At 41.9% G+C, this 20,387-nt stretch carries 40 protein-coding genes; 28 read left to right on the top strand and 12 right to left on the bottom strand.

Translation table 11 applies throughout. The features are described 5' to 3' along the window. Window positions 1–40: 40 nt before the first annotated feature. The 8 genes from ACUN2T_RS19710 to ACUN2T_RS19675 all read right to left on the bottom strand — a co-directional run bounded on the left by ACUN2T_RS19710 (window position 41) and on the right by ACUN2T_RS19675 (window position 3,753). Window positions 41–436 (bottom strand): hypothetical protein, encoded by a 396-nt coding sequence (locus tag ACUN2T_RS19710; protein WP_445494006.1) that lies wholly within the window; start codon window positions 434–436, stop codon window positions 41–43. A gap of 3 nt (window positions 437–439) precedes the next feature. Continuing rightward, window positions 440–1,063: an Nmad5 family putative nucleotide modification protein gene (locus tag ACUN2T_RS19705; protein WP_445494007.1), complete on the bottom strand. Its 624-nt coding sequence runs from the start codon at window positions 1,061–1,063 to the stop codon at window positions 440–442. A gap of 74 nt (window positions 1,064–1,137) precedes the next feature. Beyond that, window positions 1,138–1,395 (bottom strand): hypothetical protein, encoded by a 258-nt coding sequence (locus ACUN2T_RS19700; RefSeq protein ID WP_445494627.1) that lies wholly within the window; start codon window positions 1,393–1,395, stop codon window positions 1,138–1,140. Window positions 1,396–1,451: 56 nt separating this feature from the next. Continuing rightward, window positions 1,452–1,625 carry a hypothetical protein gene (locus ACUN2T_RS19695; protein ID WP_445494626.1) on the bottom strand — a complete coding sequence of 58 codons (174 nt, stop codon included), beginning with the start codon at window positions 1,623–1,625 and terminating at the stop codon, window positions 1,452–1,454. Window positions 1,626–1,641: 16 nt separating this feature from the next. Continuing rightward, the gene (locus tag ACUN2T_RS19690; protein WP_445494625.1) at window positions 1,642–1,908 is read right to left on the bottom strand and encodes a hypothetical protein; all 267 of its coding nucleotides are present in this window, start codon (window positions 1,906–1,908) and stop codon (window positions 1,642–1,644) included. A gap of 355 nt (window positions 1,909–2,263) precedes the next feature. Further along, window positions 2,264–2,812 (bottom strand): DUF2335 domain-containing protein, encoded by a 549-nt coding sequence (locus ACUN2T_RS19685; protein ID WP_445494624.1) that lies wholly within the window; start codon window positions 2,810–2,812, stop codon window positions 2,264–2,266. After that, entirely contained in the window at window positions 2,763–2,975 is a 213-nt protein-coding gene (locus ACUN2T_RS19680) for a hypothetical protein (protein ID WP_445494623.1), read from the bottom strand. The genes ACUN2T_RS19685 and ACUN2T_RS19680 overlap by 50 nt, the downstream gene beginning before the upstream one ends. Before the next feature lie 88 nt (window positions 2,976–3,063). Further along, window positions 3,064–3,753 carry an XRE family transcriptional regulator gene (locus tag ACUN2T_RS19675; RefSeq protein ID WP_445494622.1) on the bottom strand — a complete coding sequence of 230 codons (690 nt, stop codon included), beginning with the start codon at window positions 3,751–3,753 and terminating at the stop codon, window positions 3,064–3,066. 99 nt (window positions 3,754–3,852) lie between these two features. Between ACUN2T_RS19675 and ACUN2T_RS19670 the strand changes: the two genes are divergently transcribed. The 13 genes from ACUN2T_RS19670 to ACUN2T_RS19610 all read left to right on the top strand — a co-directional run bounded on the left by ACUN2T_RS19670 (window position 3,853) and on the right by ACUN2T_RS19610 (window position 8,881). After that, window positions 3,853–4,089: a helix-turn-helix domain-containing protein gene (locus tag ACUN2T_RS19670; RefSeq protein WP_445494621.1), complete on the top strand. Its 237-nt coding sequence runs from the start codon at window positions 3,853–3,855 to the stop codon at window positions 4,087–4,089. Window positions 4,090–4,244: 155 nt separating this feature from the next. Next, complete coding sequence (locus ACUN2T_RS19665) at window positions 4,245–4,586, top strand: CII family transcriptional regulator (protein ID WP_445494620.1); 342 nt, start codon at window positions 4,245–4,247, stop codon at window positions 4,584–4,586. Between the two features lie 162 nt (window positions 4,587–4,748). After that, window positions 4,749–5,495 (top strand): replication protein, encoded by a 747-nt coding sequence (locus ACUN2T_RS19660; RefSeq protein ID WP_445494619.1) that lies wholly within the window; start codon window positions 4,749–4,751, stop codon window positions 5,493–5,495. Then, on the top strand, window positions 5,492–6,196 hold the full coding sequence (locus ACUN2T_RS19655; RefSeq protein WP_445494618.1) for a replication protein P: 705 nt from the start codon (window positions 5,492–5,494) through the stop codon (window positions 6,194–6,196). The genes ACUN2T_RS19660 and ACUN2T_RS19655 overlap by 4 nt, the downstream gene beginning before the upstream one ends. 1 nt (window position 6,197) lies before the next feature. Next, on the top strand, window positions 6,198–6,371 hold the full coding sequence (locus ACUN2T_RS19650; protein WP_445494617.1) for a Lar family restriction alleviation protein: 174 nt from the start codon (window positions 6,198–6,200) through the stop codon (window positions 6,369–6,371). Continuing rightward, the gene (locus tag ACUN2T_RS19645) at window positions 6,364–6,561 is read left to right on the top strand and encodes a DUF7279 family protein (RefSeq protein WP_445494616.1); all 198 of its coding nucleotides are present in this window, start codon (window positions 6,364–6,366) and stop codon (window positions 6,559–6,561) included. The genes ACUN2T_RS19650 and ACUN2T_RS19645 overlap by 8 nt, the downstream gene beginning before the upstream one ends. Then, complete coding sequence (locus ACUN2T_RS19640; protein WP_445494615.1) at window positions 6,562–7,005, top strand: YbcN family protein; 444 nt, start codon at window positions 6,562–6,564, stop codon at window positions 7,003–7,005. Next, window positions 7,002–7,196 (top strand): ClpX C4-type zinc finger protein, encoded by a 195-nt coding sequence (locus ACUN2T_RS19635; protein ID WP_445494614.1) that lies wholly within the window; start codon window positions 7,002–7,004, stop codon window positions 7,194–7,196. Before ACUN2T_RS19640 ends, ACUN2T_RS19635 begins: the two co-directional genes overlap by 4 nt. 58 nt (window positions 7,197–7,254) lie before the next feature. Beyond that, entirely contained in the window at window positions 7,255–7,329 is a 75-nt protein-coding gene (locus ACUN2T_RS19630) for a hypothetical protein (protein WP_445497931.1), read from the top strand. Continuing rightward, window positions 7,319–7,684, top strand: a complete 366-nt coding sequence (locus tag ACUN2T_RS19625; RefSeq protein WP_445494613.1) for a DUF2591 domain-containing protein — start codon at window positions 7,319–7,321, stop codon at window positions 7,682–7,684. Before ACUN2T_RS19630 ends, ACUN2T_RS19625 begins: the two co-directional genes overlap by 11 nt. Before the next feature lie 2 nt (window positions 7,685–7,686). Continuing rightward, window positions 7,687–8,286 carry a recombination protein NinG gene (locus ACUN2T_RS19620; RefSeq protein WP_445494612.1) on the top strand — a complete coding sequence of 200 codons (600 nt, stop codon included), beginning with the start codon at window positions 7,687–7,689 and terminating at the stop codon, window positions 8,284–8,286. Further along, window positions 8,270–8,470, top strand: a complete 201-nt coding sequence (locus ACUN2T_RS19615; protein ID WP_445494611.1) for a hypothetical protein — start codon at window positions 8,270–8,272, stop codon at window positions 8,468–8,470. The genes ACUN2T_RS19620 and ACUN2T_RS19615 overlap by 17 nt, the downstream gene beginning before the upstream one ends. A 12-nt stretch (window positions 8,471–8,482) precedes the next feature. Beyond that, on the top strand, window positions 8,483–8,881 hold the full coding sequence (locus tag ACUN2T_RS19610) for an antiterminator Q family protein (protein ID WP_445494610.1): 399 nt from the start codon (window positions 8,483–8,485) through the stop codon (window positions 8,879–8,881). A 153-nt stretch (window positions 8,882–9,034) separates the two neighbouring features. On the opposite strand, the gene ACUN2T_RS19605 is transcribed toward ACUN2T_RS19610, so the two are convergent. The 3 genes from ACUN2T_RS19605 to ACUN2T_RS19595 are packed head-to-tail and all read right to left on the bottom strand — an operon-like array spanning window position 9,035 to window position 10,596. After that, window positions 9,035–9,430: a hypothetical protein gene (locus ACUN2T_RS19605; protein WP_445494024.1), complete on the bottom strand. Its 396-nt coding sequence runs from the start codon at window positions 9,428–9,430 to the stop codon at window positions 9,035–9,037. Then, complete coding sequence (locus tag ACUN2T_RS19600) at window positions 9,427–9,669, bottom strand: hypothetical protein (protein ID WP_445494025.1); 243 nt, start codon at window positions 9,667–9,669, stop codon at window positions 9,427–9,429. The genes ACUN2T_RS19605 and ACUN2T_RS19600 overlap by 4 nt, the downstream gene beginning before the upstream one ends. A 24-nt stretch (window positions 9,670–9,693) precedes the next feature. Beyond that, window positions 9,694–10,596, bottom strand: a complete 903-nt coding sequence (locus tag ACUN2T_RS19595; RefSeq protein WP_445494026.1) for a hypothetical protein — start codon at window positions 10,594–10,596, stop codon at window positions 9,694–9,696. A gap of 337 nt (window positions 10,597–10,933) precedes the next feature. Here ACUN2T_RS19595 and ACUN2T_RS19590 point away from each other — a divergent pair, with 337 nt between their 5' ends. The 7 genes from ACUN2T_RS19590 to ACUN2T_RS19560 all read left to right on the top strand — a co-directional run bounded on the left by ACUN2T_RS19590 (window position 10,934) and on the right by ACUN2T_RS19560 (window position 13,920). Then, window positions 10,934–11,269 carry a phage holin, lambda family gene (locus tag ACUN2T_RS19590; RefSeq protein WP_445494027.1) on the top strand — a complete coding sequence of 112 codons (336 nt, stop codon included), beginning with the start codon at window positions 10,934–10,936 and terminating at the stop codon, window positions 11,267–11,269. Then, the gene (locus ACUN2T_RS19585) at window positions 11,256–11,681 is read left to right on the top strand and encodes a lysozyme (RefSeq protein WP_445494028.1); all 426 of its coding nucleotides are present in this window, start codon (window positions 11,256–11,258) and stop codon (window positions 11,679–11,681) included. The genes ACUN2T_RS19590 and ACUN2T_RS19585 overlap by 14 nt, the downstream gene beginning before the upstream one ends. A 29-nt stretch (window positions 11,682–11,710) precedes the next feature. Next, complete coding sequence (locus tag ACUN2T_RS19580) at window positions 11,711–11,935, top strand: hypothetical protein (RefSeq protein WP_445494029.1); 225 nt, start codon at window positions 11,711–11,713, stop codon at window positions 11,933–11,935. Then, window positions 11,932–12,381 (top strand): lysis protein, encoded by a 450-nt coding sequence (locus tag ACUN2T_RS19575; protein ID WP_445494030.1) that lies wholly within the window; start codon window positions 11,932–11,934, stop codon window positions 12,379–12,381. Before ACUN2T_RS19580 ends, ACUN2T_RS19575 begins: the two co-directional genes overlap by 4 nt. Before the next feature lie 164 nt (window positions 12,382–12,545). Further along, a complete protein-coding gene (locus ACUN2T_RS19570; protein WP_445494031.1) occupies window positions 12,546–13,124 on the top strand; it encodes a BRO-N domain-containing protein in 579 nt (192 codons plus the stop codon). A 261-nt stretch (window positions 13,125–13,385) separates the two neighbouring features. After that, the gene (locus ACUN2T_RS19565) at window positions 13,386–13,571 is read left to right on the top strand and encodes a hypothetical protein (protein ID WP_445494032.1); all 186 of its coding nucleotides are present in this window, start codon (window positions 13,386–13,388) and stop codon (window positions 13,569–13,571) included. Between the two features lie 142 nt (window positions 13,572–13,713). Beyond that, the gene (locus ACUN2T_RS19560; RefSeq protein ID WP_445494033.1) at window positions 13,714–13,920 is read left to right on the top strand and encodes a hypothetical protein; all 207 of its coding nucleotides are present in this window, start codon (window positions 13,714–13,716) and stop codon (window positions 13,918–13,920) included. Here the strand turns inward: ACUN2T_RS19560 and ACUN2T_RS19555 are convergent. Next, on the bottom strand, window positions 13,917–14,201 hold the full coding sequence (locus ACUN2T_RS19555; RefSeq protein WP_445494034.1) for a type V toxin-antitoxin system endoribonuclease antitoxin GhoS: 285 nt from the start codon (window positions 14,199–14,201) through the stop codon (window positions 13,917–13,919). The two genes, ACUN2T_RS19560 and ACUN2T_RS19555, sit on opposite strands and share 4 nt — an antisense overlap. A 161-nt stretch (window positions 14,202–14,362) precedes the next feature. On the opposite strand from ACUN2T_RS19555, the gene ACUN2T_RS19550 reads away from it, so the two are divergent. The 8 genes from ACUN2T_RS19550 (at window position 14,363) to ACUN2T_RS19515 (ending at window position 20,387) form a co-directional block, all read left to right on the top strand. Beyond that, window positions 14,363–14,542, top strand: coding sequence for a hypothetical protein (locus ACUN2T_RS19550; RefSeq protein ID WP_445494035.1), 180 nt, complete (start codon window positions 14,363–14,365; stop codon window positions 14,540–14,542). An 18-nt stretch (window positions 14,543–14,560) separates the two neighbouring features. After that, window positions 14,561–15,220, top strand: coding sequence for a hypothetical protein (locus ACUN2T_RS19545; protein ID WP_445494036.1), 660 nt, complete (start codon window positions 14,561–14,563; stop codon window positions 15,218–15,220). Between the two features lie 65 nt (window positions 15,221–15,285). Further along, the gene (locus tag ACUN2T_RS19540) at window positions 15,286–15,630 is read left to right on the top strand and encodes a hypothetical protein (protein WP_445494037.1); all 345 of its coding nucleotides are present in this window, start codon (window positions 15,286–15,288) and stop codon (window positions 15,628–15,630) included. Between the two features lie 26 nt (window positions 15,631–15,656). Continuing rightward, complete coding sequence (locus tag ACUN2T_RS19535) at window positions 15,657–15,794, top strand: hypothetical protein (RefSeq protein ID WP_445494038.1); 138 nt, start codon at window positions 15,657–15,659, stop codon at window positions 15,792–15,794. Between the two features lie 132 nt (window positions 15,795–15,926). Continuing rightward, window positions 15,927–16,514: an RNA polymerase subunit sigma-70 gene (locus tag ACUN2T_RS19530; RefSeq protein WP_445494039.1), complete on the top strand. Its 588-nt coding sequence runs from the start codon at window positions 15,927–15,929 to the stop codon at window positions 16,512–16,514. Continuing rightward, complete coding sequence (locus ACUN2T_RS19525; RefSeq protein WP_445494040.1) at window positions 16,486–18,465, top strand: phage terminase large subunit family protein; 1,980 nt, start codon at window positions 16,486–16,488, stop codon at window positions 18,463–18,465. The genes ACUN2T_RS19530 and ACUN2T_RS19525 overlap by 29 nt, the downstream gene beginning before the upstream one ends. An 18-nt stretch (window positions 18,466–18,483) precedes the next feature. Then, window positions 18,484–18,747 carry a gpW family head-tail joining protein gene (gene gpW / locus ACUN2T_RS19520; RefSeq protein ID WP_445494041.1) on the top strand — a complete coding sequence of 88 codons (264 nt, stop codon included), beginning with the start codon at window positions 18,484–18,486 and terminating at the stop codon, window positions 18,745–18,747. After that, window positions 18,747–20,387, top strand: coding sequence for a phage portal protein (locus tag ACUN2T_RS19515; protein WP_445494042.1), 1,641 nt, complete (start codon window positions 18,747–18,749; stop codon window positions 20,385–20,387). The genes gpW and ACUN2T_RS19515 overlap by 1 nt, the downstream gene beginning before the upstream one ends.

Here is a 20,387-nt window from a genome sequence, read left to right as displayed (position 1 = left end):
TATCTCCGCGCCATCCACTGGCGTCATAACTCCGTATGTATTAAAACTCACCTCTACTTATTTTAATTAATGCATCACAATGTTGCTGAGCAGCTTCTTTTGTTAAATGAATCTGACCTCTTTTTAATAAACGCATATCAGTGTCACCGGCATCCCAGTGATATATATAACAATCCCAATCAGCCACCCAGTACCCCGCACCTGTTTTTAATTCATAATCAACAGGCTTCGGAAAACTGACTTTTCCGACTGTTATCATCTCGGGCTTGCGGCGATATTCATAAAAATCGATCCATTTTGGATTAGAACCGCATTTTAGCCATCCATCACCTTTTTGCCTCCATTCATATAGCTCCCAAGGTTTATCAGTCTTCGAAGCATCTATCGCATATTCCATCATTAACTCAGCGTGCACGTGTCTTTTATTGTCTGACATTGTTTAATCCTCGCCTTTAGATATACCAATCATTTTGTTTAAGTCTTCAACTTTTACTGACAGTGAAGTGTTTATACTTCTGATTTCCTCAGATGGAATTAAATCTTTCGCTTCCTGCCAGACTTCAATAAGTCGCTTTGTTGTAGTGACTGAATTTAAAATAGCGTAAACGTTATTTTTTATTTCCTCTTTCTTATTGTTTAGCTCACTGACTTTTTTTTCTATCTTCGTAAATCGAACAGAGAGTTCATTGTCCGCTGGAAAACGACAATGTTTCCGCTCAGGTGTTATTAACTTAATGTCTTTTCCCAATTCATCTTTGCCGTAAGGTAATCTTCCCGACTGTAACCCACCAAACGCCGCACATATCCCGTAATCTGTTGCCTTATAAATATGAATATCGCTGTCAATATTAACTTGAAACTCTTTAATAGCTTCAAGTGCCTTATCATATATGAGATTGTAATGTTTGGATTTTTCTTCTCCGCCCAACGCCGCAATTCGGACGTCTTTTGCGAGTTGGTACTTTTCTTGCCCCAATTGTACATATGATTCAGAAATCCCGGCTAATGACAACGCATTATTGACTATTTCTTTCTTTAAATCTTTTGTTAATTTCTTTGACATTGTTTAATCCTCATGTTTAATTAATAAGTAGCTTCCCTGCCTAAGTTTCCATATTTTCCCAAGTGTGGCTAAATTCACGCAATCAGTCCTGAAATTATTTTTTCAGAAATTTGTTTTGCTTCATTTAACTTATTCAATCTATCAGTTAGCTCTATTTTTTTACTGTTTAGAGCATCAATGAGAAATTTATCGTCGGCGGGAGCATTGACACCTAAATCACCAGCCACAGCTATACACAATACATTCGCTTTGCTGTAAAGAAGCACACGTTCTATTCGTTCAATATACCTCTTTGCATCACGTATTTCATTTAATAACTTATCGAGTTCCACTTTTATTCTCCTGTAGTTAACTCACCACAGCCCACACGGAAATGAGCTGTAATTAGTTAATTGAAATAAACTTCAATTCGGCATATCTGGCATACTGTTAATTCATTTTCAATAACGCATTGCTCTGCTTCTTCCATCGAGTTAAAGGAATGAGCAAATTTGATATCCTCAGTTTGTTCGCCTTCGTACTCTACATATTTCCCAGCGACAACATAAAATGATTTTTTCATAATTAATGCCTCATATTTATCTGACTGAATAGAGCCAGGTGTTTGGCAGGCATCTGTTATCAACACTTGCATATACTTTCGTCTCTTGTACTGAAAGAACTTTCTTAACACGATCGCGCCTTGTAACTGGTTTAACTTCGTATTCAGCGCGTTTTCTATCCCAAAATTGGATTTGTTTAGCTAATCTGCGATTCTTCGCGTTATCTTTTTTAGGAATAACTTTAATTGACGGTTGTTTTTCAACTAATCCTCTTAATGTGAGGATTTTGTTATTGTCATCCATATTTTTTCCTCCTAAGTAAGTTTTAGCTGTGGGCTTCCACACCAAAACATACTCAATGAGTTGCTCTAACATTGATTCAGAGCGATTAATCGTCATATTGTTAAAGAGCGGTACTGCTTGGTATTACTGTTTCCTTGTCTGTGTGCTTTTGATGAATTAAATATATGCGCAATACGCAAATGCGTCAAGCGCATATTTGCGGTTGTTTTATTGTTGTTGTTCATCATTTTGTTTTTAAAGCAAATTTACTTAAAAAATTTGTTGGGAAGTGTCTGAAGGTGTAATTCAACTTAGGTTTTAAAACAGAAATTGGGAGGATTGGCAATGAAAACCCAGCATATGAGCTGGGTAATGGTTATTTTTTTGAGGGTTTTTTTTTGTTTTTGGAGCTGGTATCTTTGGAATTTTCATATCTTCCATAGATGAACACCCCAGCCAGTGAAGCTAGCACTGTGGTCATCAATGTGTTGGCATACCCTGATTCGCCTCTATATATCATGTAAACAGCTACGCCAGATATGATTAAGACGCAGAGAAGTGCAAATATTTGCCCGATCCTGTCTTTCCAAATGTCACCAGAGAGTGATTTTCGTCCTTGTTCTTGTCGAAAATGTTGAGCACTTCTTGCCATGTCGACAATTTCTTTTGCTAACCCTGGATATATCTGATCATATTTAGACAATTCATCAGCATCAGGTAGTGGACCGGAACGAAGGGTGGTAACTTGCATTATCATTCCAATTCCTTCGGGCCGTAATGCAAGTTTCTGTAAAACTTCTGGGTTTTTTATTACCTCATTAACCAGTAATTCAGTTTTACTGTCTTTGGCGTCACTAGATGATGGTGTTGACTGATTAATAATTTGGTCTGGTTTCTTCGTGCTTGGCGATCTTCTTTTGTGCATTGTCTTTCATTGAGTCCTTGATGTAGCTTCCAACAGAACTCCAATCATTTCTGATTAATTCTGTGTCTGTTGGTAAATCTCTGTATTCGCTATAGTTGCTTGAGGGATTGATATCAAGAATAGAGCCCATAGAGCGAAGAAAACGTTTAGTTGCTTTTTTCATATGGATTGCCTCGGTAGTAAAGTAAATTTACCATTAGTGTAATTATATACCACATTCAAAACATGGGGTATAGATGTGTAGTTGCGTTCTATCCATGCCGCCTTATTTGCTGTGATTGACTAACAAGTACTTTACCTTCGATATGCAGCATTTTACATTCATCCTTTGTGATTGACCACGTTTCATATCTGTCATTATCAGATATCACTTTTAGTTCAAATTTAACTTTTTGAAGGCGTTTTACATACAAATCTCCGTTAAAATAAAAAACGTATATTCCATCACCATCAAAAAATGTGACGTTAGTATCAACGAATATCAGATCACCTGATTCGATTGTACCCTCCATTGAATCCCCACGAACGTTGATTAGCGCTACGGCTCCTTCTGGCCTGCCACCGAATATCGTATTCGCATATCGAGCGGTATATTCAATAGATCTAATTACCTCAATAACATCATTAATTGCACTACCGAAGCCAGCACTAGCAGAAACATCAAGTACATCAACTTTATACATACCGCTCTCCTTAGAGTCAGTTTGTGAATTGGGACTGACTTTATTTACAGTACCCAAAACGTCATTTGATGAAAAGAGTTCAGCAACTGGAACAGATAGTGCTTCAGCGATCTTATTTAGTATTGAATCACTGTAACCTTGTTTTCCCCTCTCAAGGCGAGACAAGTTTCCGACATCGCTGTCTATAGCTGTCGCCAGATCAAGGAGTGTCATTTTCTTCGCTTGGCGAAGTTTTCTTATTTTTTCACCTATTTTCATAAGCCTATTACATTCTAGTAATGCGTTTCGCGCAAAGCGTATTGCGCATATTTTTTGCGTGGTGTAATATGCGCAATACGCATTTAAAAGGAGGTAAATATGAAAACACCACTTCGAAAGATACGCATAGAAAAAGGATTAACTATTTCCGAAGTTTCCAAGGCAACAAGCGTTGATATTGGAAACTTAAGCAGGATTGAGCGAGGGATACAAAGTCCTTCACTTGATACCGCCGAGAAGTTATCTCGTTACTTCAAGGGTGAGATCAATGAAATGCAAATTCTTTACCCAAAAAGATATATGACTGATGCGATTCACATAGTGCAACAGTATTAATAATACAAACAATCAAGTTTAGCTCGCATGCTCTTTAACAATCCGCCCCCTACGCTAAAAAGTGTAGATCCCTGTGTAAGCAATAGGGATTCCTCGTTAATCGGGGAGCGTAGCCCTTGGGCTATTAACTTTATTTTATTTAGGAAATTTAACAGATGAATATCGCAATGGAACGCAAGTTTCGAGAAATGGAAAGTAAATTGATTAAAAAACTGGTGCTAAAAGGTGCAAGGAATGTCGCTGAAACTGTTGGGATACATGAATCTCAAATTGCACGCTGGCAACGACCGCAGCGAATTGATGACATTAGTTTCATTGAGAAAATGGCTCGTTTCTTAGTTGCAATTGAGTATGACGCGAAAGATGAATCAGTTGTGATCACAGGAGAGGATGCCAGGGCGCTATTAGCTGCTTTAGAGCATATCAGAGAACCGAAAGAAAAAGCCCCGGCTGCTGTAACAGGCGAGGCGTCTAATCAGATCGAATCTGAAATGTAAATCAACAGGGGATAGGCGCCCCCCTTATTAACCACTAACACAGGTAAATATCATGTCAAAGAAGCAGCGATTTTACAAGAAAAATCAAGCTGAAAAGGAGGTCACATGAACACAGCGGAGGTAATTAATTTTCCCGCACCCCAGCGCAGGGAGGTTGTTAAAGTGGCTGATGTTGAAGATGGCTATACACGTATTGCTAATGAACTTTATGAAGAGTTGATTGGGGCGAATCTTACGCGGAATCAAGCAAAAGTAGCTCATGCCGTTTGCCGAAAAACTTACGGCTTCAACAAGAAGATGGATCGGATTGCTGACAGCCAAATAGCTGAGTTAACTCGACTGCCAAGGCAGAAAGTAAACAAGGCTAAAAATGAACTTATCGCTATGAAAGTATTAATAAAAGAGGGGCAGTTAATCGGACCGAATAAGAATCTTTCTGAGTGGGAAATTCCAGAGTGTCACCAAAATAGTGTCATTGTCACCAAAGCAGTGACAAAAAGTGTCACTAAAACCGTGACAGCCCTGTCACCAAAAAAGGGACAGACAAAAGACACTATTACAAAAGACAAAAAAGACAATGATAACCCTATAGTCCCTTTGCCAAAAAAAACAAAGTCTAAATTCGATCCGACAACGATTGAAATTCCTGAATGGCTAAATTCTGAGTCATGGGCTGAATGGGTGAGTTATCGCCAGCAATCTGGCAAGCAGATTAAAACCCAGATCACGGTTACTAAAGCGCTTAATTTCCTGAAAGAATGTTTTGATGAGGGGCATGATCCAGCTGACGTGATTAACACAAGCATAGCAAACGGGTGGCAAGGGCTATTCAAGCCAAAATATCCGCCGCGTGCTAAGCAGAGCCTGGATTTTAATAATACAGACTGGGTAGACGGGCTAACGATATGAGAAATCTTGCTAGAGTGGTACAGAATCGGGATAGCAGAGCTTTGCAGGCTATGGCCGGATCTCAAAAACCACAACAGGGAACACAAGTCACAAAACAAGCTGCTGAAATTTTCAATGAGTTATTTCGCCAGCTAAAGGGCGCTTTTCCGGCTCTGATGGCAAATATCAAAACACAGGACGATTTTAACGAACTGCGGCGGCAGTGGGTTCTCGCTTTTGCTGAAAATGGCATCAGAACCGTTGAACATGTCAATGCAGGAATGAAGATCGCCCGTCAGCAAGATACACCATTTATGCCGTCGCCAGGTCAGTTTGTATCTTGGTGCAAGCAAGGCGGTATCAAGAACGCTGGTTTGCCGGATGAGTCAGAACTATATGACATGATCATGGACTATAGCGCAAAGCGTGGATTGTACAGTTCTGCTGAGAATTACCCGTGGCAGTCAAATGCCTGCTACTGGATTGTTACTAAATTGTACTCGCAGATGCGCGGTCTTAATCTCACAGAGTCAGAGTTGCGTAAGCGTTGCAGCAAAGAGCTTATTGCTATGTCGCGGAGAATGGAATCAGGGGAGCAAATACCTGCGCCAGTTAAGCAGATCCCTAAATTACACATTACGAGCAGCAAGGAGCGGGCATTAAATCATCTCGCTGAAATTAGACAGAAATTCAATTTAAACTCACACAGTAAGGACTTTTGATATGACAGAGAAACTTAAGCCGTGCCCATTTTGCGGCGGTGAAGCCGCAAAATTATGCACTTCATGGAAGTTGGTAATTGTGTTTTGTACTACATGCAAAAACCAAACTGCCATATTTTTTTCTCAATCTGATGCTATTCAAGCATGGAATAAGAGAGTCAATAACAATGAATAATCATAGCTATCCGGTAGACGTCAGCGTGTATTATTACCGTAATCGGTGGGTGCTAAAAATATCGGTGGACTGGGATGATGATATTTTCTTATTTCCAGCTAAACCCACAAAACGTCAGATCCGTAAATTCAAGAAGAATACTGTTAAATGGTTGAAACAAGGACTGATAGAAATGAATAACGGGGGCTAGATGGAAGCTGATTTTTGTTTTCACGAATCGAATAAATCCCAAGCGTGGGAAATATTAAAAGAAACACTCCAAACAAAACAACCGCACCGCATTATTATTAAGCCGTGGAAAGATATTCGCTCAATTCCACAAAATAACACTTTTCATTTGTGGTGCGGTGAAATAAGCCGTTATTTAAATAAGAATAACGCTAAATTAACGCCGGAGGATGTTAAAGACGCACTTAAACATACATTTTTGGGTTATGAAGTCATAGAGGCTATTGATCTCACTACTCAGCTGACAGAGCGCGTCAGAACGCTGAGAAAGACGTCAAAATTAGACACGGGTGAAATGTTCTATTTTATGGCGCAAGTTGAAAAGTGGGCTTTTGACATTGGTTGCTTAGTGACTATTCCAAATAATTCTCAATATATGAAATTAAAACAGGAGCAAGATAAATGATAGCAGGTAATAAACATTGGTGTAACTTCTGTGGTAAATCACAAGATGAAGTTAATCATTTAGTCTCAAGAATGAATAACAGTGATATTTGTAATGAGTGTATTATCCAATGCGTTAATGTATTAATCAATAGAAAGTCGGATGAAGTAAATGAGTCAACAAACATCACAGACTCAGCGAGTCATCAATAATCTAATCTATAAAGTCCCATAAAATAAAAAATCAAAGCCAGTTCCCACCGAATCAGAAATTAAAACGTTTGATTACGTTCATGAACTATTACGTGCAAAGTGGGACAGACGGAGAAATAGAAATGAAAAATAAATACAGTGAATTGTCAGATTTTGAAATTAATAAATTAGTATTGATTAAGCAATACAAAGAAAGCTTTGCGGAAATTATTAATATTCGACAGCGTAATCATGCGTTTCGTGTATTTCATCGTCAGGTAATGGCTGATATTAAATTTCAATATGAATCTGATTTTTCGAAAATCGGACCGTTTGAATATTGCAATGATTGCGCTGATGCAATGCCAATTGTTATTAAGAATAAAATCAGCCTGGTTTATGTAAATGATTTTTGGTCAGCGCGTCAGTATCATAATGCGTGCATTGAAGTTAACGATAAGAATCCACTGAGAGCAGCAATGATTGTATTTCTGATGATGAGTGAATAATTATGAAAAAGCCGGTGAGGAGAAAGTGTAAAATATGCTGCGAATGGTTTATGCCAAAGTTCAATAATATATATTGGTGCAACCCGGAGCATGGCGATGAATTAGCAATCAGAAAAAGAAACAGGGACCGGGAAAAATTAGAGCGGGAACTTAAAAAGAAACAGCAACAAGAGTTAGCAGAGAAGAAAGATAAACTTAAAGTCCGTAAGTTAGCAGTAAAACCATTGTCATATTTCAAAAATCAGGCACAGCAAGCGTTTAATGCGTTTATCAGGGAAAGAGATAGAGACCTTCCGTGTATTAGCTGCGGGCGATTTCATGATGGGCAATATCACGCAGGGCACTATCTAACAATTAAGGCTCATCCCGAGCTGAGATTTAACGAGGATAATGCTCATAAGCAATGCGCCCCATGCAATAATCACTTATCGGGAAATATCATTAATTATAAACCGGGTCTGATTGAGAAAATTGGGCAAGAGCGATTTGATAAATTGATGTCTCATCATGCTTTGCAGAAATGTAAACGTGATGATTACGAGCAGATCCGGGATTATTACAAAGATAAATTCAAGAGATTAAGCAATGACAATCTTCACTGATATTGAAGCAGCAATAGAAGAAGCCAGATTTTTACGACATGAAACAAAGCATCATCATGTTGTTACTCAAAAACGAAATGGAACTCTCGTAGTTAGACAAGAAGTCGGAATAAATAAAGAGAGTCGTCTGCGTAAAGCATATAGCACTCGTTACGATTGTCGTATAGCAACAGTATTGAAATAGCCGGAGAAATATATGCGTGATATTCAATTGGTGTTGGAGCGTTGGGGATCATGGGCGGCAAATGATAACAGTGACGTTGATTGGTCGCATATTGCTGCTGGGTTCAAAGGATTAATTCCAAACAAAATTGGGTCGCGGCCACAGTGCTGTGATGATGATGGTCTCGCGGTGGATGCGGCAATGAGAAGGTTAAAAGATTATAACCCTTATTATTTTCAGCTTATTGTTATGTATTACGTGAGAAGAATGCCATTCAGAATAATGGGTTCAAGGCTTGGTATTTCACATAATCAAGTCGCTAAGCGATTACAGGCGGCGGAGGGATTTATTGAGGGCTGTTTGGCAATAGCCAATATTAAATTAGAAATAGATAAAGTAACTCAAAAAGAAAATATCTATCATTTTGCATAAATAAGGGTTGTGTAATTACAAAAGTCACTATATTGTGATAAGAGTGATAGCTATGTCACACAACTTATCGAATTAACAAGCCTCGTTTCCGCGGGGTTTTTTCATATATAGGGCTACGCATTGCGTGGCTTTTTTTTGTTGCGGTGTAAGGAATTAGTTTAGCTCTTTTTCTTCTAATTCAGCTTTTTGAAGATTACTAGATGATTCAATCTGCATATTTTGGAAGTCTAGCTCTTTAATATCTAAATCTTCCAATTTTTTATTCAGTAATTTTTTATGTTCCTCTGATGGTGAATTATTAATCATTTTTTTCAAAGCAGTCCTTTGCTTTTTTACTGATATTTTAAACATCATCGCCGGAAGACTTGGCACGTTAATTAAGACCAATAACAGAATTATTACGTGCGCGATACCCACGGATATTCCTGGCAAGAAAGGAAGAAGACTATCTAAAGTGACTAGATATGCTTTAATTAACTTACTAAGTATATGGTTGATTATTGGAATCAACCAAGCTTGCATCAACAGGTACTTAGAACCACCAATCAATTGGAGTGTTCCTTGTTTTGAGTATTTTTCTTTATCTCACTAAGTGTTGCGGCAAGCTGCTCTGCATCCTCTTCTCTGAGAGATATTTTTTTGGAATGTTTAGTTCCATTCCTGTCAGTGTAAATTACATTCACATATTTACTTGGGAAAAAAAATGCCAGCAGGTAATACACCCCAAATCTTGCGAATTGGAATGAGATCACCAGTACTGTTATTAATATCATGATATTCATGAACATGTTGGCATCTTCTTCTCTATGTGATTACACAATTTTTCTGTCGTTTGCGGCTCGATGGCGCATAACCTGTTCAATTGAGTATCTTGGATTACCCACCAGAACACCATCGGTTTTGGTCTGAGTTTTAGTATACTTCACTTGGAATAAATCATCTTTGCTGAACGATGCTTTATTCAGGTTTATCCTTTCAATGAAAGCAGCATCATTCATTGAAATCGAAACCTCTTCCCCATCGTGGAACATCATTTTCCAACCGGTTTTCTTGGTGAAATTAACACTGGTTATGTGGACTTCACTGGTATGAGTTTCTGAGTCTTTCTCAGATTTGATAGGAGAACGGCTAAGTTGAAAAACATTTTTTTCCGTTTTCTCTATAGTCTCAAGTGGCAAGTCGTCCTTTATGAATGTCACGCTGGATATTTCGTCATCAGTCAAAGGAGCGTATACGATATCATTCACTCCTCTCATAACGATGTCTGATGATATGAGTTTTTTAACGGTCTCTGTGCACTCAATCTTTTCGTTATCTTTTGTTATCAAAGAATAAGTATCTGTATCCGCATCATATTCGCTGTCAGCAACTTTACGGCCTTTAAGCCACTTGATTACCCCAAACAAACTACCGATGGTTGCACCTGTGGCGGCTGTTTTTGTCAATCCAATGACATCAAGCACATCAACATTTGACATGTCTTGGGCAATGGAAAGCAGTAATTCAAACGATCCTTCTTTATGTGCTCTGACATCTATGTGAATCTCTGATGATTCGCCATTGATTATTTTGTTGGATTGCTCGATTAAATCGCATAAAGACACCATTGATGTCCCCAGTAATCGAGCGTCAATTTGGTGATTTAATGGGCCATTTTCAGTGTCACCGTCATATTTTATTCCAAAATTTATAACGTTTAATTCTTCCTGCTCCATGACTATGTCTCATAAAAAAATATTAATAGGCCACTAAAAATATACTATAGATGAATGAATGTCATGTGAATGAATTCGTACTGATATACAAATCACAGTGTACATATCGAGGCTTTTTACTGGCAACAACAAGAGCATTGGAGCGTGACAGACTCGGCCGAACGCATCGCTCACATAGGCAGGACCACAGTTTAAATTCAAAAACCACGTGGGATAACACCCGCTAAACATTACACATTGCGTATCCGCCGTCGCCAGTTCGGGGCGGCATCCTATTAACTCATTCACGGGGCGAACATAGCTCACCCCCACGGACGCCCATTTTATGGGGGTGGAAATGAAACTCATGGACAAGCAGCCTGATATATGGATGCAGCTATGGTTATGGCTGTTATCAGTCAAAGAGCAAGGTTTAGGCGCGGCACTGGCTGCAACAATGGCATATCTCAGAGGCCGATATAACGGCGGTAAATTTTGGAAGACAATGATTGATGCGCTGATGTGTGCACTTATCGCATGGTTCATTCGTGACTTACTCGTCTTCTTAAATCTGAGTACCGACTTAGCATATATCGGCAGCGTCATTATTGGTTATCTGGGCACTGATTTTTTCGGCCAGTTGATGCGTGGGACTTTGAATCGTAAAGCGGGGGTATCAGATGCAAATCAGTGAAAAGGGTTTAAAAGCACTCAAAATCTACGAAGGGTGCAGTCTGATGGCGTATCGCTGTCCCGCGGGTGTCTGGACAATTGGCTATGGTCATACATTGGAAGTAGAGCCAGGTGATGTAATCACAGATGAGCAAGCTACTCAGTTCTTGCTTGATGACTTAGCCCCGGTTTACATCACTTTGGAAAACTCAGCCAAAGTGCCACTGACTCAGGGCCAATTTGATGCTCTGTGTTCATTTATCTTCAACTGTGGTGTCAGTGCTTTCGTTCGTTCTACGTTGCTGAAAAAGCTTAACGCGGGTGACTACAAAGGGGCAGCAAATGAGTTTATGAGATGGAATCAGGCTGGTGGGCACGTCTTACCCGGTCTTGATGCGCGACGGGCATCTGAAAAATTGATGTTTTTATCATGAAATTCAACCAAGTTATAAGGAATTGAGTGATGAGCATTATTCAGATTCTGGTTCCGGTAATTTATTTTGTCGTTGTGATTGCGGCATTGATTATTTTTACATTGATAGAAAAACAATCTAATTACCCGGCGGAATTTGGGTTAATTATGTTTATGTCAATCATATGGCCGCTATGGGTTATTTTGATGCCAATTGTTGTTGGATTCGTTTTTTTTAACGAGAAATACAATCAATTTGTTGGCAGGCGGTCATGAAATTCAACGCTCATTACTACACGATACTCGCATTAATCGTTATCTCTCTGACAGCGTATTACTATCACTCTGAGTTACAGAGAGAGCAACGAATTACAAAGCAGCAGCAATCAGAAATTCAGCAACTCACAGACACTATCAACTATCAGAACTCTCACATCACGATGTTGAACGAGCTTGATGTGAAACATACAAAAGAGCTTGCTCATGCCAAATCTGAAATTGATGCTCTTCGTGATGATGTTGCCGCTGGCCGCCTCCGGTTGCGTATCGCGGCAACCTGTAATCAAAGTGAAACCGGTTCCTCCTCCCGCCTGGGCGATGCAGGAACCCCACGATTTAACCCGGCAGCTGAACAAGATTATTTCGCTCTCCGAAGAATGATTGTTGAGAACGAAAAGCAAACTAAATACTTGCAGGAGTACATCAAAACTCAGTGTCAGTAACAGCCTCGTTTAATTCGGGGCTTTTTATTATCTAGCGCATTCACACGCGCATCTATTTCTAAACGCAGAGCCTTACAGAAAGCGAACCTGAGAAAAACGTTAAATGGTATTTCTGCGGGCGGTATTTCTGTGTGAACAGGTTCGTCTTTCTATAGGGTAATACCATGAGCACATCATTAACTTTCAAAAATCACACTATTGTCCCGTTCGATAATCATGACGGGAAAACCTGGTTCACGAGTAAGCATCTTGCAGAGTTGCTTGAATATAAAAATGAGAAGTCTGTAACTAACCTTTTTAACTCAAATAAAGATGAGTTCACTAGCGATATGACAATGGTCACTGAATCAATGACCATTGGAATAAACAATAGCTTACGTAAGAAGAAGGTCAGAATTTTCTCTATCAGAGGCTCTCATTTACTTGGCATGTTGGCAGATACAGAAGCCGCCAAGCAACTTCGTCGGTGGTTACTTGATTTGGCAGACAAGGAGAGTCAGACAGATCTCTCTTTGATGGACATGGAAAGCTTAAAGTCACTGACACTTAGTGAGATGCAGAATCGAGTAGTTGCCGCTGATAAGTGGTCTTATAGCAACTTTGGTAGACCCGGTAGTGAAATGATGAATCTTCGTAAGCGTCATCTAAAGAAACTACGCAAGGCCAGGCAAACCATTCTGGAATTATCGCAGCTTACGTTGCCCGGCTTTGATGACTTCTCTGGCGGAGAGCCGCAAACATGAATCATGAGCAATTCATAGCGAATAACATACAGGCCGAGTTAGTTAAGCTCGGCTTTTCTTCATCTATTTCAGGAATGGCAAGTGACAAAGCACTCGATCACTATCGAAGAGCTTCATCAGCGAGTCGTAAGGGCAAGATGTACGATGACTGTCTTCATATAGCCAGGGCGTGGGCGAGTAAATACAGTTCAGTCAGGCCATCCCCAAAGTGAGGACCTCGGAGAAATCAATGAGATGTCTATCAGAAACAGGAAAAATCAAATGTTCAGATATAATTTAAAGCAGGCTGTCAAAATCAACATCAGCGGTGAAGTGGGTGAAGTCAAAGGCCGGGCAGAATATATAAATAACCTCAATGACTATTTGATTAGTTATAGGGCTTCAAATGGTTGCGCATCTGAGAAATGGTTCGATGAAAGTGAGATTTCATCAGCAGATGAAGAGTAGTCATTCATTCAGAGCATTCTGCTGACAGAGTGCTCGATAGTAGTGATTCAATCCGAGACGGTATTTAAAATGCCGGGGATTTATCAGACTGAAAAGTAGAAAGTTCTGATTACAACTGTTTCCGGTTTAGCGAGGGTTTAAAATGAAATTTGAAGACTTAACAATCGATTCACAAGTCGCAGCACGTGAAGTATTAGCGGATATGCTGAGAATGAAATATCAACAATTATCTGATTTACCGGATGGTACAGCGAGGTTTTTAGGCCACCGTGTGAGAGATTCATTTGTGGCCTTGGAAAGCGAAGAGCCTCCGGTAGAAAGTGATTCAGACTGCGCAGATGCTGATTAGGTCTTTTTCAGTCCTTCCCATGTTCTACCCTTAGACTCAGTTACCAATACTGATGGATTCTTTTTTATTGATTTAGCCACCCCATACGCTAAATCTAAAACATCACCACGTTTTTTTGTGCTGGAACTGTAATCATACTCAGCATCAGGTAATTTATAAGCAACTCCATTATTAGAGGCGATCGTCTTGCTAAATCCTTTAGCTTCCATCTTTTTATGAAGTAAATCATAGTCATCAGAATCGGCATTATGAAGTTCTATACGGACAGTGAAATCTGCCATTTTGGTTACTCCTCATTTGACTGTGGAATGATCAACATATCAATTTTTCTTGACTGTGGAAAGCGAGAAACCCGCGCCGCCTGAGTGGGTTAACAAAGCAGGCATATAATCAGATAACCGGTCGCCCAGTGCGGCCTTTTTTATTTTGAGGAAATAGCACGATGACAACAGATGAACAAACAATACTGATGTTTCGAGGGTTAATTGCTTCATTGCCAGAGCAGCAACAGGAAAACTGTCGTGCTTGTGAAAAGGTAATGCATAAAATGTTGGCTGATTACCCGGATGGAGAGGCCCTTCTTGCAATTGGGTTGATTGGTGTTGAGTTACAGATATCTTAGAATATTAAGGTTGGTCTGATGGCAGGATTAAAAGAGCTGTCTAATAAACTGACTCAAATAAAGAAGCAAATTCCATTTGCCACAGCGCAAGCATTAACAAAAGTTGCCCGGCAGATTGAACAAGCTGAAAAGAAAGCGATAGAGCGTAAGCTGGATAATCCCACTCCTTTTACTATTAACTCAGTTCGTTCTGTGGGTGCGCGCAAAAACAATCTGAAAGCTAAAGTTTTTGTTATGAAAACCGCCGCTGGTTACTTAGAGCCGTTTGAAGTTGGTGGTGTGCATAAGCTCAACGGCAATGCTCTATTAAACCCAAAGGATATTAAGTTAAATAAATACGGCAATTTACCCCGCAATAAGCTCCAACAGTTAAAGGCCAAGCCCGATGTATTTATCGGTGAAGTAACAACCCGATATGGTAATAACGTTAATGGCGTATGGCAGCGCAAAAAGGCCAAGAAAGTTAAAAAAGGTAAGAAGCGGTTAAAGCGTTCTCCGAACGGTACTCGTCGAGATAGAGCAAAGCAAAGACCGCCGAAGCTATTAATCCGGTTCGGTGATGCATTACCTGTTGCACCTGTCTTGGGTTATCAGGAACGTGCTATGAAAATGGCAGATGCATTAATGCCACAAGCTATGAGCCAGGCTCTAGATGAAGCTATTAAAACAGCTAAGTGAGGTTGTAATGAAGTATGAATTGATTCCAACAGTAACACTACCCACGCAAGAATAAGAGGTGACAAATGATATCAAGAGAACAGTCTGAAAAAGCCATCATCGATGCTTTTAAAGAATTTAAAGATAAGCTGAGAGATAACATAATTGTTAGGGTTTATAAGAAGGATGATCATCTAGTTATCGAATCAAGTCTCTATGTGCCTTGGTGTACTGATGAAAATTATCTAAAGCTGGCTCAACCAATAGATAGAGTCAGTCATTACGACTGCGATATAAGCCCTGCCAAACAGCTTGTTTTAATCTATGAAAATATTACGAATGAGCAAAAGGAAAACCTCTTGTCGAGTGTCGATTATTACCTTAAATCTGGCTGTCACAATCATCAGCTAATGCAATCCATGTTCACTTAAAGAGGGGGAGTGATATGAAAAGTCAAATGCAGCTAGCACAAGAAGCTATCGCTCGTCTGAAATCGATGAGTAAGCAGGAGCTAATATCTGAGCTAGTGGATGCTGGAATTGCCGATAGACACAGCGATATGGTGTCTTCTGTCATCAAAGAGTCATCTAGGTAAGTGATAATAATTCTCATTTTATTTGAATGGGTCCTTCCCAGCGCCTTTATATATCACGGGCATTGCGCGCCCCGATGTTTCACTAGCTATGAGATTTTGAAATTCAGGTAACAGGTAACACCGAGGTAACAGATGAATCAGTCAGAATTTGCCAAATTACACGGCGTCAGCCGCAAGACGGTTACCCAATGGAAAGCCCGTGGCTGGCTGGTTACGGATGGTGACGACATTAATGTTGAGGCATCAAATACCAACATTGCGCGTTACCGGAAAAGTGTTACCCGACCGGAAAAAAAAGCAGCAGGTAACAAACAGGGTAACAAGTCAGGTAACAGATCTCAGGGTAACAAACCTGACAGCGGACGTACTGAGTCGCCGACAAAAATCGTCGAGCGGATGATCGCTGAAAAGGGCGCAACGATGACATTCGATGAGGCCCGGACGTTAAAAGAAAACTTTCTCGCGTTGCTCACTCAATTAGAGTACGAAATTAAATCCGGTCAGGTGCTGCCGTATAAAGACATGATTGAAGCTGTTGGACAAGAGTACTCAAGAATGCGTACTCGCTTAATCGCTATTGCTCCCGAACACGGCCCGCGCTTACGTGTATTGGCCTCTACCACTAATGATACGGAATTTGTACAAGCGTTACAGGAGGTGGTTTACGAGGCGATGGAGGAATTAAGCCTTGATGAGAATAACAACAGAGGAGAAAACTAACGCCTCCGCCTGGCAAAATTTCACACAAGAATTATATGAGCGCCGTTCTGATATCCGGCCTCCCGAACCGCTTTCATTAAGCGCATGGGCGAATAAATACGCTGTACTGTCAAAAGAGAATGCGGCTCAAACGGGCAAATTTCGTTCGTTTAAATATCAGGACGGCATGATGGATGCCATTACCGATCCTCGCGTGACGCAGGTCTCTGTGATGAAATCCGCCCGTGTGGGCTACACTAAGATTCTGGATCACGTTGTGGGCTATTACTTGTCACATGACCCGTCCCCTATTTTGGTGGTGCAGCCCCGCGTGGAAGATGCGGAAGACTACAGTAAGACCGAAATCGCCCCAATGTTACGGGATACCCCGGCATTGAAGGAGATAGCCGGTGAAGCGAAAGCCAAAGATTCTAACCAGACCATCCTGAAAAAAACCTTCTCCAACGGCGCGAACCTGACGCTGGTCGGTGCTAATTCACCGGGTGGCTTTCGGCGCATCACCTGCCGCATCATCCTGTTCGATGAAGTGGACGGCTATCCCTCCGGCGGTGCTGGGGCGGAAGGTGACCAGATAGCACTGGGCATCAAGCGAAGTGAAACTTTCTGGAACCGCAAAATCGTATTGGGTTCAACTCCTACAGTGAAAGGCACAAGCAGGATTGAAAAGTCGTTCGGCGATAGTGACCAGCGTTACTATTACGTTCCTTGCCCACATTGTAATGAATACCAGATATTAGAGTGGGGCGGACCGGATACACCCTACGGGATCAAATGGGACAAAGACGAAAACGGAAATGGCTTGCCTGATACTGCATATTACGTTTGTCGTCACAATGGTTGCGTGATCCATCACAACGAAAAAGGCGGCATTGTGAAGCGCGGAGAGTGGCGGGCAACGAAGCCGTTTAAAGGTCATGCCGGATTTCATATCTGGGCGGGATACAGTTTGTTTCAGAACGCCGCGTGGAAATACTTAGTTGCAGAATGGTTACGGGTAAAAAATGACCCTCTTATGCGTCAGACATTTATTAACTTAGTGCTGGGTGAGCCGTATGAAGATCGGGGAGAAAAGGCATTGAGTGAAAGAAAACTGCTCGAACGCTGTGAAGTCTTTGCCGCCGAAGTGCCTGACGGCGTAGCTGTTTTGACGGCGGGTATCGATACGCAAGATGATCGCTTTGAGATTGAAGTTGTTGGCTGGGGCCGCAATGAAGAAAGCTGGTCTATTGCTTATGATGTAATTGAAGGCGATTTGGAAACTGATGAGCCGTGGAAACGTTTAGATGCTTACCTGAAACAGATATGGCGGCGGGCGGATGGGCGTGGCTTTACGATTATGGCCGCATGTATGGACTCTGGCGGACACCATACTCAGAAAGTTTACGAGTTCTCTAAGGCCAGAATAGGTCGCCGGGTATGGGCGATAAAAGGAGAATCGGCACGCGGCGGTAAACGCTCCCCAGTGTGGCCGACTAAAAAACCGACGTCGCGCACTAAGTCGAGTTTCAAGCCGATAATCATTGGCGTTAATGCTGCTAAAGATACAGTTCGCGGGCGTTTGCATCTTGATCCCCCGGCAGTGGGTGAGCCTTCTGCAAGTTATATGCACTTTCCGGCAGACAGAGACTTGAATTATTTCAGTCAACTTTTAGCCGAGCGCTCTGTATTAAAAGAATCTGGCGGGCAAAGGTTCCGAGTGTGGGAGCAGTTGCCGGGCAGGGCTAACGAGGCGCTTGACTGCCGTGTCTATGCGTATGCCGCGTTGTGTGGATTGCTGCATATGGGGTTGAAACTGAATGCACTAGTGACAAGCATCACAGAAAATCCGGGCCGATTGTTACCCCCTACGGTTGAGCCAGAGGAAAAAATCAGCTTGCAATATCCCGGCGTTATTATTCAAGAACCTGAAAAGCCGAAACGAAAAAGTTTGTCTCAGCTTTTGCCGTCCTAAAATTTCCAAAGGATCACTATGTTTAACTCCAAAACCAGCTTGCTGGCTGGCGCAATGACGCGCGAGCAACTTCAAGCTGCATTGATGAAAGCGCAGCAGGCTTATATTGAACTAGCTGCGGGCAGCCGTGGAGTGTCGTTTTCATACACACAGGGAGATGGGACCCGCTCAGTGTCATATCAGCAATCAGGCATAGCTGATCTGATGGCGCTGATTCAATTATTGCAAGCCCAACTTGGCATTGTACCGCGTCCGCGTCGCTCGGTGAGGTTTAGGTTCTGATGAATACAGTAAGAATTTTAGGCCCGGACGGGCAACCACTGCCGCCTTCCCGACCGAAGCTATCTATGTTGGTCGGCGGTAGTCGTGTACCGTATGACGCCGCTGATTCATCTAGTGATCAGCTTGCAAATTGGCAACCCGCTCTATGGTCACCAGACAATGAAATTAATATTTATCGTGATCGGATTGTTTCGCGTGTACGTGATTTAGCGCGTAATGATGGTTGGGCTAGTGGTGCGATAACCCGGGTTCTTGATAATGCTATCGGTGCCAATTTCCGGCCCATTATTAAGCCTGATTACAGAATGTTGGCGCTAGTGACTGGTAATAAGGCTTTTGATGCAACTTGGGCTGACGAGTACGGAAAGGTTGTTGAGGCGCACTGGCGTTCTTGGGCCAATGATCCGGGCCGTTACTGTGATGTTGAGCGTAAGCAAACTGTTTCCCAAATGCTGCGTTTGGGGTTCAGGCATAAACTGTTGGATGGTGATGCACTGGCAGTGCTGCAATACAGGTTGGATAGACTTGGGTTGGGCAAAGGGCGTTATGCAACGACCATTCAGATTGTAGACCCTGACCGGCTCAGTAACCCGCAACAAAATTTTGATATGCCGCATATTCGCGGTGGCGTAGAGATAGACGATGACGGCGCACCTGTGTTCTATCACATCAGGGAAGCCCATGTCGGCGACTGGTGGAGCGGTGCAAAAACGATGACGTGGGAGCGTGTACCGCGTGAAACGCAGTGGGGGCGTCCGCATGTGGTTCACGACTTTGATCATGAACGCGGCGCACAGCACCGGGGCAATGGCATTCTAACCCCGGTTGTTCAGCGTCTGAAAATGCTCATTAAATATGATCAGTCAGAGCTTGAGGCCGCAATACTCAATGCGATATTCGGCGCTTATATCGAATCCCCGTATGACCCTGCGTTAGTTGAAGCCGCGTTGGGTGAAAGTGAAGATGAAAATTTAGGCGCGTATCAACAGGGGCGTGTTGAGTTTCACAATGATCGCCGTTTGTCATTACAAAACGGGGCACGCATCCCGATTATGTACCCCGGCGAGAAAATTACGACTGTTAATGCAGCACGGCCCCATAGCAATTTTGAAGGTTTTGAAAGTGCGGCGCTGCGCAATATCGCAGCAGCAACAGGACTTTCTACTCAGCAAGTGACGCAAGATTGGTCGGATGTGAACTACAGTTCTGCGCGTTCAGCCATGTTAGAAGCGTGGAAAACGTTAACCCGGCGTCGCGCTGATTTCTCAATCGGCTTTGCTCAACCCATTCTGACCGCCTTTATCGAAGAAATTCACGACATAGAAGATTTACCGCTACCAGCTGACGCACCTGATTTTTTAGAAGCGCGTGCCGCCTATTGTCGTGCGCAATGGATGGGGCCGGGGCGGGGATGGGTTGATCCGGTTGCGGAGAAGAAAGGGGCAATTCTTGGGATGGATGCCGGTTTATCTACGTTAGAAATGGAAGCCGCAGAAAACGCCGGGGAGGACTGGGAGGAGATGCTCGATCAGCGTAAGCGTGAACTCGATGCATTCAAAGAGCGCGGACTAACACCGCCGTCATGGGCGCAACTGGATGTTCCCGCTGATAAAACTATTCAAGATCCCAAGGTAGAGTAA

The sequence above is a fragment of the Photorhabdus machadonis genome (assembly GCF_052657765.1).
Note: the sequence above shows the minus strand (reverse complement) of the source record. Positions and strands in the feature narration are given on the sequence as shown.

Bases quoted from the DNA above. Each gene is read 5' to 3' on its own strand.
- ACUN2T_RS19585 (WP_445494028.1), top strand. From the start codon at position 11,256: ATGCAAATCAGTGAAAAGGGTTTAAAAGCACTCAAAATCTACGAAGGG.
- ACUN2T_RS19705 (WP_445494007.1), bottom strand. From the start codon at position 1,063: ATGTCAAAGAAATTAACAAAAGATTTAAAGAAAGAAATAGTCAATAAT.
- ACUN2T_RS19595 (WP_445494026.1), bottom strand. From the start codon at position 10,596: ATGGAGCAGGAAGAATTAAACGTTATAAATTTTGGAATAAAATATGAC.
- ACUN2T_RS19600 (WP_445494025.1), bottom strand. From the start codon at position 9,669: ATGTTCATGAATATCATGATATTAATAACAGTACTGGTGATCTCATTC.
- ACUN2T_RS19570 (WP_445494031.1), top strand. From the start codon at position 12,546: ATGAGCACATCATTAACTTTCAAAAATCACACTATTGTCCCGTTCGAT.
- ACUN2T_RS19695 (WP_445494626.1), bottom strand. From the start codon at position 1,625: ATGAAAAAATCATTTTATGTTGTCGCTGGGAAATATGTAGAGTACGAA.
- ACUN2T_RS19650 (WP_445494617.1), top strand. From the start codon at position 6,198: ATGACAGAGAAACTTAAGCCGTGCCCATTTTGCGGCGGTGAAGCCGCA.
- ACUN2T_RS19560 (WP_445494033.1), top strand. From the start codon at position 13,714: ATGAAATTTGAAGACTTAACAATCGATTCACAAGTCGCAGCACGTGAA.
- ACUN2T_RS19635 (WP_445494614.1), top strand. From the start codon at position 7,002: ATGATAGCAGGTAATAAACATTGGTGTAACTTCTGTGGTAAATCACAA.
- ACUN2T_RS19670 (WP_445494621.1), top strand. From the start codon at position 3,853: ATGAAAACACCACTTCGAAAGATACGCATAGAAAAAGGATTAACTATT.
- ACUN2T_RS19590 (WP_445494027.1), top strand. From the start codon at position 10,934: ATGAAACTCATGGACAAGCAGCCTGATATATGGATGCAGCTATGGTTA.
- gpW (WP_445494041.1), top strand. From the start codon at position 18,484: ATGTTTAACTCCAAAACCAGCTTGCTGGCTGGCGCAATGACGCGCGAG.
- ACUN2T_RS19665 (WP_445494620.1), top strand. From the start codon at position 4,245: ATGAATATCGCAATGGAACGCAAGTTTCGAGAAATGGAAAGTAAATTG.
- ACUN2T_RS19680 (WP_445494623.1), bottom strand. From the start codon at position 2,975: ATGAAAAAAGCAACTAAACGTTTTCTTCGCTCTATGGGCTCTATTCTT.
- ACUN2T_RS19655 (WP_445494618.1), top strand. From the start codon at position 5,492: ATGAGAAATCTTGCTAGAGTGGTACAGAATCGGGATAGCAGAGCTTTG.
- ACUN2T_RS19575 (WP_445494030.1), top strand. From the start codon at position 11,932: ATGAAATTCAACGCTCATTACTACACGATACTCGCATTAATCGTTATC.
- ACUN2T_RS19535 (WP_445494038.1), top strand. From the start codon at position 15,657: ATGCAGCTAGCACAAGAAGCTATCGCTCGTCTGAAATCGATGAGTAAG.
- ACUN2T_RS19690 (WP_445494625.1), bottom strand. From the start codon at position 1,908: ATGGATGACAATAACAAAATCCTCACATTAAGAGGATTAGTTGAAAAA.
- ACUN2T_RS19530 (WP_445494039.1), top strand. From the start codon at position 15,927: ATGAATCAGTCAGAATTTGCCAAATTACACGGCGTCAGCCGCAAGACG.
- ACUN2T_RS19610 (WP_445494610.1), top strand. From the start codon at position 8,483: ATGCGTGATATTCAATTGGTGTTGGAGCGTTGGGGATCATGGGCGGCA.
- ACUN2T_RS19675 (WP_445494622.1), bottom strand. From the start codon at position 3,753: ATGAAAATAGGTGAAAAAATAAGAAAACTTCGCCAAGCGAAGAAAATG.
- ACUN2T_RS19640 (WP_445494615.1), top strand. From the start codon at position 6,562: ATGGAAGCTGATTTTTGTTTTCACGAATCGAATAAATCCCAAGCGTGG.
- ACUN2T_RS19625 (WP_445494613.1), top strand. From the start codon at position 7,319: ATGAAAAATAAATACAGTGAATTGTCAGATTTTGAAATTAATAAATTA.
- ACUN2T_RS19525 (WP_445494040.1), top strand. From the start codon at position 16,486: ATGAGAATAACAACAGAGGAGAAAACTAACGCCTCCGCCTGGCAAAAT.
- ACUN2T_RS19685 (WP_445494624.1), bottom strand. From the start codon at position 2,812: ATGCACAAAAGAAGATCGCCAAGCACGAAGAAACCAGACCAAATTATT.
- ACUN2T_RS19540 (WP_445494037.1), top strand. From the start codon at position 15,286: ATGATATCAAGAGAACAGTCTGAAAAAGCCATCATCGATGCTTTTAAA.
- ACUN2T_RS19515 (WP_445494042.1), top strand. From the start codon at position 18,747: ATGAATACAGTAAGAATTTTAGGCCCGGACGGGCAACCACTGCCGCCT.
- ACUN2T_RS19550 (WP_445494035.1), top strand. From the start codon at position 14,363: ATGACAACAGATGAACAAACAATACTGATGTTTCGAGGGTTAATTGCT.
- ACUN2T_RS19545 (WP_445494036.1), top strand. From the start codon at position 14,561: ATGGCAGGATTAAAAGAGCTGTCTAATAAACTGACTCAAATAAAGAAG.
- ACUN2T_RS19620 (WP_445494612.1), top strand. From the start codon at position 7,687: ATGAAAAAGCCGGTGAGGAGAAAGTGTAAAATATGCTGCGAATGGTTT.
- ACUN2T_RS19565 (WP_445494032.1), top strand. From the start codon at position 13,386: ATGTTCAGATATAATTTAAAGCAGGCTGTCAAAATCAACATCAGCGGT.
- ACUN2T_RS19645 (WP_445494616.1), top strand. From the start codon at position 6,364: ATGAATAATCATAGCTATCCGGTAGACGTCAGCGTGTATTATTACCGT.
- ACUN2T_RS19615 (WP_445494611.1), top strand. From the start codon at position 8,270: ATGACAATCTTCACTGATATTGAAGCAGCAATAGAAGAAGCCAGATTT.
- ACUN2T_RS19555 (WP_445494034.1), bottom strand. From the start codon at position 14,201: ATGGCAGATTTCACTGTCCGTATAGAACTTCATAATGCCGATTCTGAT.
- ACUN2T_RS19580 (WP_445494029.1), top strand. From the start codon at position 11,711: ATGAGCATTATTCAGATTCTGGTTCCGGTAATTTATTTTGTCGTTGTG.
- ACUN2T_RS19710 (WP_445494006.1), bottom strand. From the start codon at position 436: ATGTCAGACAATAAAAGACACGTGCACGCTGAGTTAATGATGGAATAT.